The sequence below is a fragment of the Streptomyces dryopteridis genome (assembly GCF_049606955.1).
Taxonomy (GTDB): Bacteria; Actinomycetota; Actinomycetes; order Streptomycetales; family Streptomycetaceae; genus Streptomyces.
Map to the genome: position 1 here is coordinate 1,557,196 of NZ_CP187113.1, position 16,677 is coordinate 1,573,872.

Genomic DNA, 16,677 nt, shown 5'->3' on the forward strand with positions numbered 1-16,677 from the left:
GGTTACCGCAGGTGCTCTTCGAGGTCGGCCAGGAGTCGGCGTTTGGTGCGGCCGCCGACCCAGGTCGCGACGGGTTGCCCGGCCCTGAACAGCATCAGGGTGGGCACGGCCATCACCCCGTAGTGGATCGCGGCGGCCGGGTCGGTGTCGTTGTCGATCTCGACCACCCGCAGCCGGTCGGCCTCCTCGACGGCGAGGGCGGCGAGCACGGGCCGCAGTTGCCGGCAGGGCGGGCACCAGGGCGCGCCGAACTCCACGAGCACGGGTCTGGGGTCGGGCGTGTTCTCGACCTCGGCGGCGAAGCTCTCGTCGGTCACGGTGCGCACGGTGGTCACGGGCGGGTCCCCCTCGGGTGCTCGGGTGCGGTGGCGGTGGCGGTGGCGGTGGCGGTGGCGGTCGGTACGGGTACGGGTATGGGCGCGGCGGTTCGGTCGGTGAACGGCCCGGACAGGCCGGAGCGCACGCCGAACTCGCAGGCCGGCACGGCCACCGCCCCGCGCAGGGCCTCGGCCTCGGCGAGCTGTCGGGCCACGGTCTCGCGGGCGTCGACGAGCCGGCCGATCAGCTCGTCCATGTCGGCGAGCTTGCGGCGGTGGGCGGCGAGCGAGTCGGGGCAGGAGGCGCCGCTGGGGTGTCCGGCCCGCAGGCAGTCGAGGAACGGGCGGGTCTCCTCCAGCTCGAACCCGAGGTCCTGGAGGGTGCGGATCTGCCGCAGGAGCGTCAGGTCCGATTCCTCGTAGCGGCGGTAGCCGTTGGCGGACCGCCCCGCGACGAGCAGTCCGAGTTCCTCGTAGTGCCGCAGGGTTCTGGTGGTGGTGTTCGCCCGTCGGGCCAGTTCGCCGATCCGCATGACCCCGACGCTAGACCTTGCCCTCGACGTGAAGGAAAGCCCCCGGCGGGCCGCGTCCGCGGTCACCGTGTGCGACGGGCGCGACGGGCTGTGGCGGGGGTCGGGGAGGGGCGGCCGGGCCCTCGCGCCCCCCGTGGGTGAGGGCCCGGCCTCTTCGCTGCACGGATCCGCGCACGGAGGGGTTCGATCCGCGCCGAGATCCACTACGGTGGTGCGGGTGGCTCCGCCGGCCGAAAACGATCCCTACTGCCCCTCTGATCAGGGGTGTTGAACGGATCTCCGATTACCGGACGTTCTCGGGGACAGTGACCCAAAGGGCAACAGTCCGTCGGATGTTCCTACGAGTTGTGACTTGGTTCGAACAACCCGTAGTCGCCGAACCCTGTGCGCTTCTACGGTGTGCCTCGTGCACTCCAGCCCACCCTTCAACGCCCCCGCCGCGCGACGCCTCCGCGCGGCCCTGGGCATGGCTCCCGGTCACGTGGCGTACGGCCTGAACGCGCAGTACGGCCTGCTCGTCGCGCCGGAGACGGTCATGGCATGGGAACGTGGCGAGATTTCGCCCACGCAGGCGGAGCTGACCGCGCTCGCCGGGGTGCTGTGGTGTTCGCCCGCCGAGTTGCTCGCCGAGCCCGTGACCCTGCGTGAGCACCGGGTGGCCCGGGGGCTCAGCGCGGACGACTTGGCCCGCCGGATCGGGCTGGACACCTCCTCGTACCAGAAGATGGAGGACTCGGGCCGCTGGAAGGGCAACGAGCGGCAGTCCGTCGCCCTCGCCTCCACCCTCGGGCTCGACCTGCCGCGGTTCGTCGCGGCCACCGGTCGGGGCGAGGAGCTGGCCGAGGCCCTGCGCAGCGCCGTCTCCACCCGCTGGCAGGGGTACGTGAAACCCGTGACCAAGCTGGTGACGCTGCCCAAGCAACACGTGGAACGGGTGCTGGAGCGGATGCACAACGACTACCAGTCGACCATGGTCGCCACCCTGAGTTGGGGCAACACCGAGACCCGGGCCGGCACGGGCGACGCCGGGCGGGAGTACCTGGATTCGGTCGTGCCGCACTTCTGGGCCCTGGCCCAGAGCCTCGGCTGAGCCCGCCCGGCCCCCCAAGCCCCCAGAGCCCCCAAGGCCCCCGACGGGACGGCGTCGGGTCCCGGGCGGTGCGGTGCGCGTGCGGCGTCGACGGTCCGTCGCGCACCGCCTCCCCCGTCCCGGGAACACGAACGGCCCCGGTCCTGCCCGTCGAGCGGGTGGGATCGGGGCCGTTCGGCACGAGATCGGAGGCGTTCGCCCCGGGGGTCCGGGGCGAAGGTCCGCGCGGGGGTCGGCCGCGCGGAACGCTTCCGCAAAGTTTCGTCCTAGAAGACGGACTCGGCCTCGTACATGCGGTCCTCGGGGACCGTCTTCAGTTCGGTGACGGCCTCGGCCAGGGGGGCCATGACGATGTCGGTGCCGCGCAGGGCGGTCATGTGCCCGAAGTCGCCGCGGTGCACGGCCTCGACGGCGTGCCAGCCGAAGCGGGTCGCGAGCACGCGGTCGTACGCGGTCGGGGTGCCGCCGCGCTGCACGTGGCCGAGGATGACCGGGCGGGCCTCCTTGCCCAGGCGCCGCTCCAGCTCGGTGGCCAGGCGGGTGCCGATGCCGGTGAAGCGCTCGTGACCGTACTGGTCGATCTCGCCCTTCTCGTACGGCATGGCGCCCTCGGCCGGGTGCGCGCCCTCGGCGACGCAGATGACCGCGAACTTCTTGCCGCGCGCGAAGCGCTCCTCGACCATCTTGACCAGGCCGTCGACCTCGAAGGGGCGCTCGGGCAGGCAGATGCCGTGGGCGCCGCCGGCCATGCCGGACTCCAGGGCGATCCAGCCCGCGTGCCGGCCCATGACCTCGACGACCATGACGCGCTGGTGCGACTCGGCGGTGGTCTTGAGGCGGTCGATGGCCTCGGTGGCCACGCCGACGGCGGTGTCGAAGCCGAAGGTGCGGTCGGTGGAGGAGATGTCGTTGTCAATGGTCTTCGGCACGCCGACCACCGGCATCCCGGCGTCCGACAGCATCCGGGCGGCGGTCAGGGTGCCCTCGCCGCCGATCGGGATGAGGGCGTCGAGGCCGTAGCGCTTCTGCAGCTCGGCGCAGTTGTCGGTGGCCTCCTTCAGGCGGGCGCGCTCCATGCGGGCCGAGCCGAGGATGGTGCCGCCGCGGGCGAGGATGCCGCTGACCGAGTTGATGTCCAGGGGGCGGTAGGCGCCGTCGAGGAGGCCCTTGAAGCCGTCCTCGAAACCGATGACCTCGTCGCCGTGACCGACCACCGCGCGGTGCACGACGGACCGGATGACAGCGTTCAGGCCCGGGCAGTCGCCGCCTGCGGTGAGAACTCCGATACGCATCGTGCTGTGTCTCCTGATCCTGGTCGTACGGGGCCGAGCGCGTGCGGGCGCGGGGCCGTACAGGGTCTTCCAGATGAAGGGCGTGTGGCTTCGCCCCGCCCGATTGTTCCACGCGATGCGTGGCCCCCGCGCTTCGTGGCAGTGAGCCCCAGGGTCTTTCGACCCTGCCGAACGGGTCATTTTCCCGGCGGGCGCACTATCCAGCCACAAGGGTATTGTCAAGGGGGCAAGCCCACACTATCCGGTTATTTCGACAGCTCCGATCCGCCGCCGGCCCGCCGAGGCGGCGCGATCGGTCCGGGCCTGCCCCGCCCCCCGCGGCCGTGTCGGCATGCCGGGGGACGGCGTTCGACGGATCATCGAAGGCGTCGGAACCGTTCGCGGTTCCGCCGACGTCGCTGACCGCGCACCACCACCGGAGCCCGGGCCACCGGGCCCGGGACGCAGAGACCACACCGCAGACGGCGAACATGGACGGAGAGCACGCGTGACGCGCAGCGTGTACGTGACCGGTATCGAGCGAGGGGACGGCCGGCAGGTCATCGAGCTGGGTCTCATGGAGCTGCTGACCCGCCAGACCGGCCGGGTGGGCGTGTACCGTCCGCTCCTGCACGACGGCCCGGACCGGCTGTTCGACCTGCTGAAGGCCCGCTACCGGCTGGACCAGGACGCCTCGACGGCCTACGGCATGGAGTACGGCGAAGCCTCGGTGATCCTGGCCGAGAAGGGCACCGACGAGCTGGTGTCCCGGCTCGTGGACCGCTACCACCGCGCCGCCCGCGACTTCGACGTGATGCTCGTGCTCGGCACGGACTACGCCGACACCAACCTCCCCGACGAGCTGGCCCTCAACGCGCGGATCGCCAACGAGCTGGGCGCCGTCGTGGTGCCCGTGGTCGGCGGTTCGAAGGCCGGGGCCGAGGCCGTGCGCGCCGAGACCCGCAACGCCTACCGCGCCTACACCTCGCTGGGCTGCCACGTGGTGGCCATGGTGGTCAACCGGGTCGCGCAGGAGGAGCGCGAGGTCATAGCGGAGCGGCTGGCGGCCCGGCTGCCCGTGCCCTGCTACGTGCTGCCCGACGACAAGTCGCTGTCCGCGCCGACCGTGGCGCAGATCGCCCGCGCGCTGGGCGCCGAGGTGCTGCTCGGCGACGAGGCGGGCCTGGCGCGTGACGCGCTGGACTTCGTGTTCGGCGGGGCGATGCTCCCGAACTTCCTCAAGGCCCTGACCCCGGGCTGCCTGGTGGTGGCCCCCGGCGACCGCTCGGACCTCGTGGTGGGCGCCCTGGCCGCGCACACCTCGGGCACCCCGCCGATCGCGGGCGTGCTGCTGACCCTGGGCGAGCGCCCGGGCCCGGACATCCTGACGCTGGCCTCGAAGCTGGCCCCGGGCACCCCGGTGGTGTCGGTGCCGGGCAACAGCTTCCCGACCGCCGCCGAGCTGTTCTCGCTCCAGAGCCGGCTGAACTCGGCGACCCCGCGCAAGCTGGAGACGGCCCTGGGCCTGTTCGAGCGGCACGTGGACACCGTCGAGCTGCGGGACCTGATCTCGGTGGCCCGTTCCGAGCGCGTCACCCCGATGATGTTCGAGCACATGCTGCTGGAGCAGGCGCGGGCCGACCGGCGCCGCGTGGTGCTGCCCGAGGGCACCGAGGAGCGGGTGCTGCGCGCGGCCGACGTGGTGCTGCGGCGCGGGGTCTGTGACCTGACGCTGCTGGGCGACGAGCAGGCCGTCGTGAAGAAGGCCGCCGACCTGGGCATCGACATCTCCGGCGCGGACATCGTGGACCCGCTGACCTCCCCGCTGCGGGAACGTTTCGCCGAGTACTACGCCAAGGCCCGCGCGCACAAGGGCATGACGGTGGAGCTCGCCAACGACGTGGTCACCGACGTGAACTACTTCGGCACCCTGATGGTCCAGGAGGGCCTGGCCGACGGCATGGTCTCCGGTTCGGTGCACTCCACCGCCGCGACCATCCGCCCCGCCTTCGAGATCATCAAGACCAAGCCGGAGGCGTCCATCGTCTCCTCCGTGTTCTTCATGTGCCTGGCCGAGAAGGTCCTCGTCTACGGCGACTGCGCCGTCAACCCGGACCCGAACGCCGAGCAGTTGGCCGACATCGCCGTGCAGTCCGCCGCGACCGCCGCCGCGTTCGGCGTGGAGCCGCGGATCGCGATGCTCTCGTACTCCACCGGCACCTCGGGCACCGGCGCCGACGTGGACAAGGTCCGCAAGGCCACCGAGCTGGTCCGCGAGCAGCGCCCCGACCTGCTCATCGAGGGTCCGATCCAGTACGACGCGGCCGTGGAGCCCTCGGTGGCCGCGACCAAGCTGCCGGGTTCGGACGTGGCGGGCCGCGCGACCGTGCTGATCTTCCCCGACCTGAACACGGGCAACAACACCTACAAGGCCGTGCAGCGTTCGGCCGGCGCCGTGGCCGTCGGCCCGGTGCTCCAGGGTCTGCGCAAGCCGGTCAACGACCTCTCGCGCGGCGCCCTCGTGCAGGACATCGTGACCACGGTCGCGATCACCGCGATCCAGGCCCAGCAGCAGGGCCAGTCCCCCACCCCGCGGGCGTGAGGCCGACGCGGGCGCCCCGAGGACCCCGGGCGCCCGCGTCCCCCGCCCGCCCCCGCGGTGCGGCGGTTCGACCCCGCCGCCCCGCCCCGACCCTCCTCCCCCACCGAAGGAATCCCGCACCGTGACCGCAACGCCCGCCACCCGAGTCCTCGTCCTCAACTCCGGCTCCTCGTCGGTGAAGTACCAGCTCCTCGACATGGCCGACTCCTCCCGGCTGGCCGTGGGTCTGGTCGAGCGGATCGGCGAGGAGACCTCGCGGCTCGTGCACGAGGCGCTGACCGGCCCGAACCCGGGCAAGCGCGAGCAGGTCGGCCCGATCGCGGACCACGAGGCCGCCCTGAAGGCCGTGGCCGCCGAACTGGCCGCCGACGGCATGGGCCTGGACTCCCCCGAGCTGGCCGCCGTGGGCCACCGCGTCGTGCACGGCGGGACGAAGTTCACCGAGCCCACCGTGATCACCGACGAGGTCCTCGACGCCGTCCGCGACCTGATCCCGCTGGCCCCGCTGCACAACCCGGCGAACGTCACCGGCATCGAGGTGGCCCGCGCGCTGCGCGCGGACCTCCCGCAGGTGGCCGTGTTCGACACCGCGTTCCACTCCACGATGCCGGAGCACGCGGCCCGTTACGCCGTGGACACCGAGATCGCCGACCGGTACTCCGTCCGGCGCTACGGCTTCCACGGAACCTCCCACGCCTACGTCTCCCGGGCCACCGCCGCACTGCTCGGCAAGGCGCCCGAGGACGTGAACGTGATCGTCCTGCACCTGGGCAACGGCGCCTCGGCCTCGGCCGTCAAGGGCGGCGTGTGCGTGGACACCTCCATGGGCCTGACCCCGCTGGAGGGCCTGGTCATGGGCACCCGCTCGGGTGACCTGGACCCGGCCGTGATCTTCCACCTGGCCCGGGTGGGCGGCCTGTCCATCGACGAGATCGACTCGCTGCTGAACAAGAAGAGCGGTCTGCTGGGTCTGTGCGGCGACAACGACATGCGCGAGGTGCTCCGCCGGGCCGGCGAGGGCGACACCAAGGCCGCGGTGGCGTTCGAGACGTACATCCACCGCCTGAAGAAGTACATCGGCGCCTACTCGGCGGTCCTGGGCAAGGTGGACGCGGTCGCGTTCACCGCCGGGGTCGGCGAGAACGCCGCCGACGTGCGCACGGCGGCCATCGCGGGGCTGGAGGAGTTGGGCCTGGCGCTCGACCCCGCCGCCAACGCGGTCCGCTCCCCCGAGCCGCGGCTGATCTCGGCGGAGTACGCCCGGGTCGCCGTGGCGGTGGTCCCCACCGACGAGGAACTGGAGATCGCCGGCCAGGCGTACGCACTGGTTACCCAGTAGTCACTTGGACATTCCACCAGACGGAATATTCCGCTACGAAACAAACCGATAGGATCCGCTCCATGCGCCGTTCCAAAATCGTCTGCACGCTGGGCCCCGCCGTCGACTCGTATGAGCAGCTGAAAGCTCTCATCGAAGCAGGCATGAACGTGGCCCGATTCAACATGAGCCACGGATCCCACGCCGAGCACGAGGAGCGGTACCACCGCGTCCGCAAGGCCGCCGAGGACACCGGGCGTGCCGTGGGCGTCCTGGCCGACCTCCAGGGCCCCAAGATCCGCCTCGAGACCTTCGCCGAGGGCCCCGTCGAGCTGGTGCGCGGTGACGAGTTCACCATCACCGCCGAGGACGTCCCGGGCGACAAGTCCATCTGTGGCACCACCTACAAGGGTCTCCCGGGCGACGTGTCCAAGGGCGACCAGATCCTGATCAACGACGGCAACGTCGAGCTCCGCGTCACCGAGGTCGAGGGCCCCCGGGTCAAGACCATCGTGATCGAGGGCGGTGTCATCTCGGACCACAAGGGCATCAACCTGCCCGGCGCCGCGGTGAACGTCCCGGCCCTGTCCGAGAAGGACGTCGAGGACCTCCGCTTCGCGCTCCGCATGGGCTGCGACCTGGTCGCCCTGTCCTTCGTCCGCGACGCCAACGACGTCAAGGACGTCCACAAGGTGATGGACGAGGAGGGCCGCCGCGTCCCCGTCATCGCCAAGGTGGAGAAGCCGCAGGCCGTCGCCAACATGGAGGCCGTCGTCGACGCCTTCGACGGCGTCATGGTGGCCCGCGGCGACCTCGCGGTCGAGTACCCCCTCGAAAAGGTCCCGATGGTGCAGAAGCGCCTCATCGAGATGTGCCGCCGCAACGCCAAGCCGGTCATCGTCGCCACCCAGATGATGGAGTCGATGATCACCAACTCGCGGCCGACCCGCGCCGAGGCGTCCGACGTGGCCAACGCCATCCTCGACGGCGCCGACGCGGTCATGCTGTCGGCCGAGTCCTCGGTCGGCGCGTACCCGATCGAGACCGTCAAGACGATGTCGAAGATCGTCGCGGCGGCCGAGGAGGAGCTGCTCTCCAAGGGCCTCCAGCCCCTGGTCCCGGGCAAGAAGCCGCGCACCCAGGGCGGCGCCGTGGCCCGTGCCGCGTGCGAGATCGCGGACTTCCTGGACGCGAAGTCCCTGGTCGCGTTCACCAAGTCCGGTGACACCGCCCGTCGTCTGTCGCGCTACCGCGCCTGCCAGCCCATCCTGGCGTTCACCACCGACCCGGCCACCCGCAACCAGCTCGCGCTGAGCTGGGGCGTGGAGACCTACGTCGTGGCGCACGTGGACAACACCGACGAGATGGTCGAGCTGGTCGACGCCGAGCTGCTGAAGCTCAAGCGCTACAACGCGGGCGACGCCATGATCATCACCGCCGGTTCGCCCCCCGGCGTCCCCGGCACCACCAACATGGTGCGCGTCCACCACCTCGGTGGCGGCGCGACCTCTGCCTGATCCGGGCAGCGGGAACGACGGCCGAAGGCCCGGACCCCCGAGAGCGATCTCGGGAGCCGGGCCTTCGGCCGTTCTCGCGTGCGGGGTCGGGCGCCGGCGCTACTCGGCGGGGCCGATGTAGTTGCGCAGCCCCGGCACGGTCAGGTTGCCGCCGAACTGCCCGGCCTGCACCACCTTCACGTCGGTGAAGAAGACCCAGGGCACGTTCAACGGGGGCGGGGTGCCCGGGGTGAACTCGATCGGCAGCAGCCCGAAGATCTTGCCCTTGAGGCTCTCGGTGTACATCGTCACCTTGCCGTCGCGGATCTTCGAGGTGGATCCGGGACGGGATTTCAGGTGCGCGACCCGGTCCCCCGTGCCGACCGTCTGGTAGAGGTCCTTGATGTCCAGGGAGTCCGCCGTGAACTTCAGGACCTTCTTCGTCTTGCCGCCGGCGGTGCGCACCTCCACGATGCCCTCGTAGTCCAGCCCGGACAGGGTCAGCCAGGAACTCGACAGGTACCAGGGCTCGTCGGGCAGCAGCGGGGCGGCGGCGTCGAGCTTGGCGTTGGCGAGGGCCTCGGGGTCGGGGGTGGCGCACGGGAAGGGCTGCTTGCCCTCGGTGGCCGTGCCGTTCTCGCCGTCGGTCTCGTCCTTGGGCGTGGTGACGGTGTCCTTCACCTCGTCGGACAGGTCCTCGGGGTCCACGCCGGCGGCCTTGGCGGCGTCCCGGATGGCCTGCTCGCGCGGATCGACGGGGGCGCTGGGCCGGGGCTTCGGCGTGACCGGGCCCGTGCCGGTCCCGGTGCTCGCGGTGGGCGCGGGTTTGCCGGGGGTGGGCTTGGCCGAGGCGGAGCCGGAGGGCCTCGGCGCGGGCGGGGTCATCCCCGGCGGCGGGGTCTTCCCGGGCCGGACGTTGCCCAGCTCGTCGAAGAACTCCTTGATCCGGTCCCCGACGCCCAACGGGTCCAGCGGGTCCCGGCTCGTCGAGGCGGAGGGCTTCGCGGAGGGCTTGGCGGAGGGCTTCGCGGCCGGCGCGGACGGGCCGCCGCCGGTTCCGGTTCCGCCGCCCGGCTTCGTGCTCGGCTTCGTGCCGGGCTTCGCGCTCGCCGAGGGCGAGGCCGAGCCCGAGGGGCCGGGGGCCGGGGCGGAGGAGGAACCGGAGGCCGAGGGCGAGGGCTTCGCCGATCCGCTCGCGGACGCCGAGGGCGAACCCGACGGCGAACCCGAGGGCGAACCGGAGCCGGAGGCCGAGGGCGAGGGCCCGTCCGAGCGGGTCACGCAGGGTCCGGGCAGGAACGGGATGTCGTGCTCGTCGGCCGCCGCCGGGTTCGGTGCCAGGCCCATGCCGACCAGGACGGCCGTCGGCATCGCCGCGAGCGCCATGGTCTTGCCGACGGGCAGGTTGAACTTGGTCAGCAGTGATTTCCGGGGCGCCGCGTGGCGCGGCGCCTTCTTCTTCTCACGGGACCGCGCCCCGGGCTCCTCGCCCGGTCGCGCCTCGTCACCCCGCACTGTTCCTCCCGCCGTCGGCGTGTCCGGTCGTCTCGGTCGTGCGGTGGCCCTCCGGGGCCCACGGGTGCTTCTCCAGCGGCACGGTGCCCCGCTGCGGGGGCAGCACCGAGGTGTTCGCGCCGGGGTCGACGCCGTATCCGGGTCCGGGCGCCGGCTGCCCCTGCGGGGGCGCGTAGGCCCCGGGCAGCGGCTGCGTCGCGGGGGGCGCGTACGCCCCGGCCGGGACCGGCGCGGGCACGGCGTCCGCGGGCTGCGCCCCGGGCTCGGCCGCTTCGACCGGCGGGGTGCCGGGGGCCCAGGACAGGGCCAGCGAGCCGCCGATCAGGGACAGCATGAGGCCGACGCCGAAGCCGCCGAGGTTGGACACCGGCAGCGAGACCAGGCCGAGCAGGATGGTGGCGACCCCGGCGAAGACCCGGATGCCCTGCTGGAACCAGAGGGCGATGCCGAGGGTCATCAGCAGCACGCCGATGATCAGGGCGCCCGCCCCGCCGGTGGTGGCCATGGCGATGCTGATGTTGCCCAGGCGCAGGTCGGCGTACGGAAGGTAGGCGATCGGCACCCCGGCGCACAGCGTGAACACCCCCGCCCAGAACGGCCTCTTGCCGGTCCAGGTGTGGATCGCGTAGTACACCGCGGTGAGCCAGTGGTCGTCCGCGGAGGTGCGGACCGGGGCCGGGGCCTGGCGGGTCATCGACAACAGCTCCCTGAGGTACGGGTGGTACGGAGAACTACGCTCGGCGCACTCGGGAACCGCGCGGACGACCCGTCGTCCGCCGGTCTGGCCGGCCGTCGGCCGCCCGCGCGGCCCCGGTGCGGTCGCCTGACGGCTACTTGACTTCGCTGTCCTCGTAGCAGGGCTTGTCACCGGGGACGAGCCGCAGCTTGAGGTCCGGCAGGGTGAAGGTGCCGGCCGTGGTGGCCCATGCCTTCTGCCGCACCTTGGTGAGCGTGGCCTTCTCGGCGCGCTGCGAGAACGCGAACGGGCTGGCCAGGGTGCCCGGTTGGGCCGGGGTGACGTGCGACTTGTCGCCGGCCGCGACGCCGATGTCGAGCTTCTCGAAGTAGGCGTCGGCGTCGAGTTCGGCCACGTCCAGGTAGATGTTCGTGGCGACGGCCGGGTTCTTCGGGTCGGTGCCGGTGCGCAGTTGGAGCGTGATCGGGCCGATGCCCGGCACCGGGGTGACCAGCGACTGGCACATGTTGGTGATGGTGGCCTTGCTGAAGCCGGAGATGGTGACCGGGTGGTCCTCCTTCTTGCCGGTCTCCAGGTTGTTGCCGTGCGCGACGCCGCCGTACTGGATCAGGTTCTCACCGACCAGGGAGTCGGCCCGGACCTTGAAGTCCTGGCCCGAGACGCTGAAGGACGCGGCGAGCGCGCCCTGCGCGAGGCCGACGCCCACGGCGGCCGTGGCCGCGATCGAGGGGACCATGACGACGGCGAAGCGCTTCCATCTCGTACCGCCGCGAACCTGGGATTTCATGTGTTGCTCCTCCTTCTCGGACGTACATCCGGTCCGGGCGCAGCCCGTCCTGGGATGGGAGTTGCGAGTCCTCGGGAAGGAGTGCAGGAGATGTCGGCGTGAACCGCGTCCGCACCACCGGCGATCACCCCCGAGCGACAACCACGGGGCCGCGCCTTCGCACGACCCGAAGGACAGGACCCGCCGGATCCGGCGGGTACCCCCCTGTCCGTGAGGTCCGGTGTCATGCCCACCGGACCTGCCCGGTGGGGACCCTTCCGGGCCCCGCGTCGGGGTGCGGCGCGAGGGGGAAGGACCGAGCGTCGCCGATCGTGGTCCATTCCCGGCGCCCGCACAAGGGGGTTCGTTACCGGCGGGTAACGGTCGGGTGTCGGCGGTACGCCGGAGGGGGGCGGGGCGGCGACGCACGGTGGCGCCCATGGCCACGACATATGGGGAGCAAACAGGAGCCCCCCGGCAGTTCGGGGAGCGTGACTTACTACGAGTAACAGCGGCCGCGATTGCCAAGATTTGGCAAAGCGCGGCCGCTGTTGGTCACCGTGTCAACAAATCGCCCCGCCCGTCACGACGGTGCGGAACGCGGGGCTCAGAAGAGCACGCGGGCCAGCGCGGTGCGGGCCGGGCCCACCGCCGGGTGGTCGGCGCCCAGCACCTCGAAGAGCTCCAGCAGGCGCACCCGCACCGTGTCCCGGTCGTCCCCGAAGACCACGCGGATCGTGTCCACGAGCCGCCCGAAGGCGTCCTCGACGTGCCCGCCGGCCAGGTCCAGCTCGGCGACGGCGATCTGCGCGGCCGGGTCCTTGGGGTTCTCCGCGGCGGCGGCGCGCACGGCGGCCGGGTCCATCGCCCGCACCTTGGCGTGCAGTTCGGCCTGGGCCAGGCCGAGCAGGGCCTCGGGGTGCTTGGCGTCGAGCGCCAGCACCTCGCGGTACGCGGCGATCGCGCCGTCGAGGTCCTCGTTGTCCAGGGCCTCGGCGGCGGCGTCCAGCAGGTGGTCGTACGGGCCCGCGGCGGGCTCCTGCGGGGCCTCGGCGCCCGCGGCCTCGTCCACGACCAGGCCGGTGAGCCCGTAGCGCTCCTCGGCGATCTGGACGAGCTGGGCCAGCACGTCGCGGATCTGGTCCTCGGGCGGGAGGTCCTGGAAGAGCGGCAGGGCCTGGCCGGCCACGACCGCGAACACCGAGGGCAGGGCCTGGAGGCCGAACTGCTGGGCGAGGCCCATGTTGGCCTCGACGTCGACCCGGGCCAGCACGAAGCGCCCGGCGGCCTCGACCGCGAGCCGCTCCAGCAGGACGCCGAGGCGCACGCTCGCCTCGGACCGTTCGGAACGGAAGTCGATGACCACCGGCACCTGCGAGGAGAGCCGGAGCACCGTGCCCTCGAAGTTCGCCTCGTCTACGTCGACGACGAGCGCGGAGGCCGGCACCCCGGCCGGTCCGCCGGACCGGGCGGCCTCGACACGGGCCTGCTCCGCCTTGGCCTTGGCCTCGCCGGCCGCCTTCACCGCGGCGAGGTCGACGACGCCGCTCATGGACATGTTTCTGGGCTGCATGCGTACATCCTCCCCCGAGTGCGCACGGCGGCGGGCCACCGATGTCAAGATGGCCCGCCGGGACCACCGCGACGAGCGCGGCGCCGGACGTCCATCCGAAAAGTCGGCGCCCGGTCCCCACCCGGCGCCTGTGTGGTTGTCGCGCGGGGCCGACCGGGTCGGCTCTTACGCTACGAGCCGTAGCGTAACTCCCGCCGGCGTCGACGGTCCGGGCCCTCCGGCGTGATCTGAACCACAGCGCGAGCCCCGGCGCCCGCGAGGCTACCGACGGGTATGGTCACCGCCATGTCCCCGTCCCGCCCTCCTGCCGACCAGGGCGGCGCCGGGCGCCTCGGGCGCCCGCGCAGCGCCGCCGCCGATGCCGCGATCCTGGCCGCGACCCGCGAGGCGCTGGTGGAACTGGGGTGGTCCAAGTTGACCATGGGCGACGTCTCGGCCCGCGCCGGGGTCGCCAAGACCACCCTGTACCGACGCTGGGCGGGCAAGAACGAGCTGGTCGTGGACGCCGTCGCGGAGCTCTTCGACAGCCTGGAGCTGCCCGACCGGGGCTCCCTGGAGGGCGACGTCGAATTCGTCGTGCTCAGCTTCGCGGCCCTGCTGCGCCGACCCGAGGCGCGCACCGCGCTGATGGCGGTGGTGGCCGAGTCCACCCGGGACGAGGCCCTGCGGGACCGGATCCGGACGGCCATCGTGGACCGTCAGAAACGCCTCGTGGTACTGGGGCGGGAACGGGCCCAGGCCCGGGGGGAACTGCCCGCCGAATCGGACGCCGCCCTCGCGGCCCGGACCACCGACCTGATCTTCGACGTGATCGCCGGCACCGTCGTGCACCGGGCGCTGGTCAGCGCGGAGTCCGTGGACGCCGAGTGGGTCGCGGCCTTCACCGCCCTGTTGATGCACGGGCTGCGCGGGGCCGCCGCCGACACCCCCTGACCGCACGCCGTCGCGGCCCGCCGCGCCCCCGGGGGAGTCGGGGCGCGGCGGGCCGCGGGTCGAGGGGGAGCGGCCGGGCTCAGAAGCCGGGCGGCTCCGTGTAGGTGCCCCACTCCTCGCGCAGCACCCCGCAGATCTCGCCGAGGGTGGCCTCGGCGCGGACGGCGTCGAGCATGGCCGGAATCATGTTGGAGCCGTCGCGGGCGGCGGCGAGCATCTCGTCGAGGGCGGCGGTGACGGCCCCCTCGTCCCGGGCCTCCTTGCGCCCGCCCAGGACCCGCACCTGCTCGCGCTCCACCTCGTGGCTGACCCGCAGGATCTCCAGATCGCCGGTGACCGAGCCGGTGTGCACGTTGACGCCGACCACCCGCTTCTCGTCCTTCTCCAGCGCCCGCTGGTAGCGGAACGCGGATTCCGCGATCTCACCGGTGAACCAGCCGTCCTCGATCCCGCGCAGGATGCCGGAGGTGATCGGGCCTACGGGGTGTACCCCGTCGGGGTGGGCGCGCAGTCCGCGCTCGCGGATCTGCTCGAAGATCCGCTCGGCGTCGGCCTCGATGCGGTCGGTGAGCTGCTCCACGTACCAGGAGCCGCCGAGGGGGTCGGCGACGTTGGCGACGCCGGTCTCCTCCATCAGCACCTGCTGGGTGCGCAGCGCGATCTCGGCGGCCTGGGCGCTGGGCAGCGCGAGGGTCTCGTCGAGGGCGTTGGTGTGCAGGGAGTTGGTGCCGCCGAGCACGGCCGCGAGGGCTTCGACGGCGGTGCGGACCACGTTGTTGTAGGGCTGCTGGGCGGTCAGCGAGACGCCGGCCGTCTGGGTGTGGAACCGCAGCCACATGGCCTTGTCGGTCTTGGCCCCGTAGACCTCCTTCATCCAGCGGGCCCAGATCCGGCGGGCGGCGCGGAATTTGGCGATCTCCTCGAAGAAGTCGAGGTGGGCGTCGAAGAAGAAGGACAGGCCGGGGGCGAACACGTCCACGTCGAGCCCGCGCGAGAGGCCGAGTTCCACGTAGCCGAAGCCGTCCGCGAGGGTGTAGGCCAGCTCCTGGGCGGCCGTGGCCCCGGCCTCGCGGATGTGGTAGCCGGAGACGGAGAGCGGCTTGTAGGCGGGGATGCCGCTCGCGCAGTACTCCATGAGGTCGCCGATGAGGCGCAGGTGCGGCTCGGGTTCGAAGAGCCACTCCTTCTGCGCGATGTACTCCTTGAAGATGTCGGTCTGGAGGGTGCCGTTGAGCACGGCCGGGTCCACGCCCTGGCGTTCGGCGGCCACCAGGTACATGCAGAACACGGGCACGGCGGGGCCGCTGATGGTCATGGAGGTGGTGACCTCGCCGAGCGGGATGTCCCGGAAGAGGACCTCCATGTCGGCGGCGGAGTCGATGGCGACCCCGCAGTGGCCGACCTCGCCCAGGGCGCGCGGGTCGTCGGAGTCGCGGCCCATGAGGGTGGGCATGTCGAAGGCGACGGAGAGGCCGCCGCCGCCCGCCTCCAGGATCATCTTGTAGCGCTCGTTGGTTTGCTCGGCGTTGCCGAAGCCGGCGAACTGCCGGATGGTCCAGGTGCGGCCCCGGTAGCCGGTGGCGTGCAGGCCGCGGGTGTACGGGTACTCGCCGGGCCAGCCGATCCGCTCGAAGCCCTCGTAGGTGTCGCCGGGGCGGGGTCCGTAGACCGGCTCGACGGCGTCGCCGGAGAGCGTGGTGAAGTCGGCCTCGCGGGTCCGGGACTTGTCGTAACGGGCCTGCCAGCGACGGCGGCCCTCCTCGATGGCGTCAGCGTCCATGCTTCGAATTTACTAGGACGTCCTAGTAAATGTCGATGGCAAAACCCCGCCGAAACCGGGGAAGATCAGGTCCCGGACCCCTCGCGACCCGGAATGGACAGGTCCACGAGCCGCGCGACCGCCGCCACGAAGGGGCCCCGGTCCGGCGCGGGCAGCACCCGCCGCGCCCACCCCTCCACCAGCCCCAGGAACTCCCGCAGCTCGCCCTCGACCCCGTCGAGCAGCCGCGCGTACACCTCCGCGTCCAGCTCGATCACGGGGCCGTCCGGCTCCTCGGCGTCCACCGTCAACAGCACCCGGTCCCCGACCCTGGCCCCGTGCGCGCTCGGGCTGTGCCCGAACCACACCGGGTCCTCCGGGCCGCTCGCGAGCACCCGCCGCCCCTCCCGCCACTCCTCGATCCCCGAGCAGCAGCCCGGCGCCCACGTCCGCCCGGCACCGTCCGAGCACCACAGCCCGCCCGGGGCCTCCGGTTCCCGCGACGCCGCGAATGCCCGCACACGCGCCGCCGGATCGGCGAAGACCTCGTCCGGATCGTGCGGACACGACACGGCGAAGGTGTACAGCACGGTGCCCAGGGCCTCCTCGTCCAGCCCGCCGTGCAGCGGCACGTGGTCGAAGGCGTCGATCGCGTCCGCCACCGGCCACAGCCCGAACCCCGCGGGCACGAACGCGGCCTCCACCACGGCCCGCAGCTCCACCGTTCCCTCGCGCACCCGCCCGCTCCTCCTCCCGGCGGACCACCCGCCGACCCTCCGATCCTGCCGGCCCGCCCCGGAACGGCGA

13 protein-coding genes and 1 pseudogene are annotated in these 16,677 nt (G+C 72.4%); 5 read left to right on the forward strand and 9 right to left on the reverse strand.

Annotated features, from left to right (window positions below; translation table 11 throughout):
* Nucleotides 1-2 precede the first annotated feature (2 nt).
* Both ACN20G_RS06230 and ACN20G_RS06235 read right to left on the reverse strand, forming a co-directional pair.
* Nucleotides 3-335 (reverse strand): thioredoxin family protein, encoded by a 333-nt coding sequence (locus ACN20G_RS06230; RefSeq protein WP_424211719.1) that lies wholly within the window; start codon nucleotides 333-335, stop codon nucleotides 3-5.
* A 128-nt stretch (nucleotides 336-463) separates the two neighbouring features.
* Nucleotides 464-850: pseudogene (locus ACN20G_RS06235) on the reverse strand (MerR family transcriptional regulator); the annotation flags it as partial.
* A gap of 406 nt (nucleotides 851-1,256) precedes the next feature.
* On the opposite strand from ACN20G_RS06235, the gene ACN20G_RS06240 reads away from it, so the two are divergent.
* Nucleotides 1,257-1,940, forward strand: a complete 684-nt coding sequence (locus tag ACN20G_RS06240) for a helix-turn-helix domain-containing protein (RefSeq protein ID WP_424211720.1) — start codon at nucleotides 1,257-1,259, stop codon at nucleotides 1,938-1,940.
* A gap of 266 nt (nucleotides 1,941-2,206) precedes the next feature.
* On the opposite strand, the gene ACN20G_RS06245 is transcribed toward ACN20G_RS06240, so the two are convergent.
* On the reverse strand, nucleotides 2,207-3,232 hold the full coding sequence (locus ACN20G_RS06245) for an ATP-dependent 6-phosphofructokinase (protein ID WP_424211721.1): 1,026 nt from the start codon (nucleotides 3,230-3,232) through the stop codon (nucleotides 2,207-2,209).
* Between the two features lie 487 nt (nucleotides 3,233-3,719).
* Between ACN20G_RS06245 and pta the strand changes: the two genes are divergently transcribed.
* The 3 genes from pta to pyk all read left to right on the forward strand — a co-directional run bounded on the left by pta (nucleotide 3,720) and on the right by pyk (nucleotide 8,648).
* On the forward strand, nucleotides 3,720-5,813 hold the full coding sequence (gene pta / locus ACN20G_RS06250; RefSeq protein ID WP_424211722.1) for a phosphate acetyltransferase: 2,094 nt from the start codon (nucleotides 3,720-3,722) through the stop codon (nucleotides 5,811-5,813).
* A 121-nt stretch (nucleotides 5,814-5,934) separates the two neighbouring features.
* On the forward strand, nucleotides 5,935-7,152 hold the full coding sequence (locus ACN20G_RS06255; protein WP_424211723.1) for an acetate kinase: 1,218 nt from the start codon (nucleotides 5,935-5,937) through the stop codon (nucleotides 7,150-7,152).
* 62 nt (nucleotides 7,153-7,214) lie between these two features.
* On the forward strand, nucleotides 7,215-8,648 hold the full coding sequence (pyk, locus tag ACN20G_RS06260) for a pyruvate kinase (protein ID WP_424211724.1): 1,434 nt from the start codon (nucleotides 7,215-7,217) through the stop codon (nucleotides 8,646-8,648).
* Nucleotides 8,649-8,747: 99 nt separating this feature from the next.
* Here pyk and ACN20G_RS06265 read toward each other — a convergent pair whose 3' ends face one another.
* From ACN20G_RS06265 to ACN20G_RS06280, 4 genes are all read right to left on the reverse strand, one after another.
* Entirely contained in the window at nucleotides 8,748-10,142 is a 1,395-nt protein-coding gene (locus ACN20G_RS06265) for a hypothetical protein (RefSeq protein WP_424211725.1), read from the reverse strand.
* Nucleotides 10,132-10,836: a DUF6114 domain-containing protein gene (locus tag ACN20G_RS06270; RefSeq protein WP_424211726.1), complete on the reverse strand. Its 705-nt coding sequence runs from the start codon at nucleotides 10,834-10,836 to the stop codon at nucleotides 10,132-10,134. Before ACN20G_RS06270 ends, ACN20G_RS06265 begins: the two co-directional genes overlap by 11 nt.
* Before the next feature lie 136 nt (nucleotides 10,837-10,972).
* Nucleotides 10,973-11,626, reverse strand: coding sequence for a DUF6230 family protein (locus tag ACN20G_RS06275; RefSeq protein WP_424211727.1), 654 nt, complete (start codon nucleotides 11,624-11,626; stop codon nucleotides 10,973-10,975).
* 586 nt (nucleotides 11,627-12,212) lie between these two features.
* Nucleotides 12,213-13,178, reverse strand: coding sequence for a tetratricopeptide repeat protein (locus ACN20G_RS06280; RefSeq protein WP_424211728.1), 966 nt, complete (start codon nucleotides 13,176-13,178; stop codon nucleotides 12,213-12,215).
* A gap of 285 nt (nucleotides 13,179-13,463) precedes the next feature.
* On the opposite strand from ACN20G_RS06280, the gene ACN20G_RS06285 reads away from it, so the two are divergent.
* A complete protein-coding gene (locus tag ACN20G_RS06285) occupies nucleotides 13,464-14,111 on the forward strand; it encodes a TetR/AcrR family transcriptional regulator (protein ID WP_424211729.1) in 648 nt (215 codons plus the stop codon).
* Nucleotides 14,112-14,190: 79 nt separating this feature from the next.
* Here ACN20G_RS06285 and ACN20G_RS06290 read toward each other — a convergent pair whose 3' ends face one another.
* Together ACN20G_RS06290 and ACN20G_RS06295 are read right to left on the reverse strand one after the other, a co-directional pair.
* The gene (locus tag ACN20G_RS06290) at nucleotides 14,191-15,891 is read right to left on the reverse strand and encodes an acyl-CoA mutase large subunit family protein (protein WP_424211730.1); all 1,701 of its coding nucleotides are present in this window, start codon (nucleotides 15,889-15,891) and stop codon (nucleotides 14,191-14,193) included.
* 65 nt (nucleotides 15,892-15,956) lie between these two features.
* Nucleotides 15,957-16,607 (reverse strand): hypothetical protein, encoded by a 651-nt coding sequence (locus ACN20G_RS06295; RefSeq protein ID WP_424211731.1) that lies wholly within the window; start codon nucleotides 16,605-16,607, stop codon nucleotides 15,957-15,959.
* Nucleotides 16,608-16,677: the final 70 nt, after the last annotated feature.

Excerpts from the sequence above, each read along its gene's own strand:
- ACN20G_RS06245 (WP_424211721.1), bottom strand. The coding sequence starts at position 3,232 with ATGCGTATCGGAGTTCTCACCGCAGGCGGCGACTGCCCGGGCCTGAAC.
- pyk (WP_424211724.1), top strand. The coding sequence starts at position 7,215 with ATGCGCCGTTCCAAAATCGTCTGCACGCTGGGCCCCGCCGTCGACTCG.
- ACN20G_RS06270 (WP_424211726.1), bottom strand. The coding sequence starts at position 10,836 with ATGACCCGCCAGGCCCCGGCCCCGGTCCGCACCTCCGCGGACGACCAC.
- ACN20G_RS06275 (WP_424211727.1), bottom strand. The coding sequence starts at position 11,626 with ATGAAATCCCAGGTTCGCGGCGGTACGAGATGGAAGCGCTTCGCCGTC.
- ACN20G_RS06280 (WP_424211728.1), bottom strand. The coding sequence starts at position 13,178 with ATGCAGCCCAGAAACATGTCCATGAGCGGCGTCGTCGACCTCGCCGCG.
- ACN20G_RS06285 (WP_424211729.1), top strand. The coding sequence starts at position 13,464 with ATGTCCCCGTCCCGCCCTCCTGCCGACCAGGGCGGCGCCGGGCGCCTC.
- ACN20G_RS06290 (WP_424211730.1), bottom strand. The coding sequence starts at position 15,891 with ATGGACGCTGACGCCATCGAGGAGGGCCGCCGTCGCTGGCAGGCCCGT.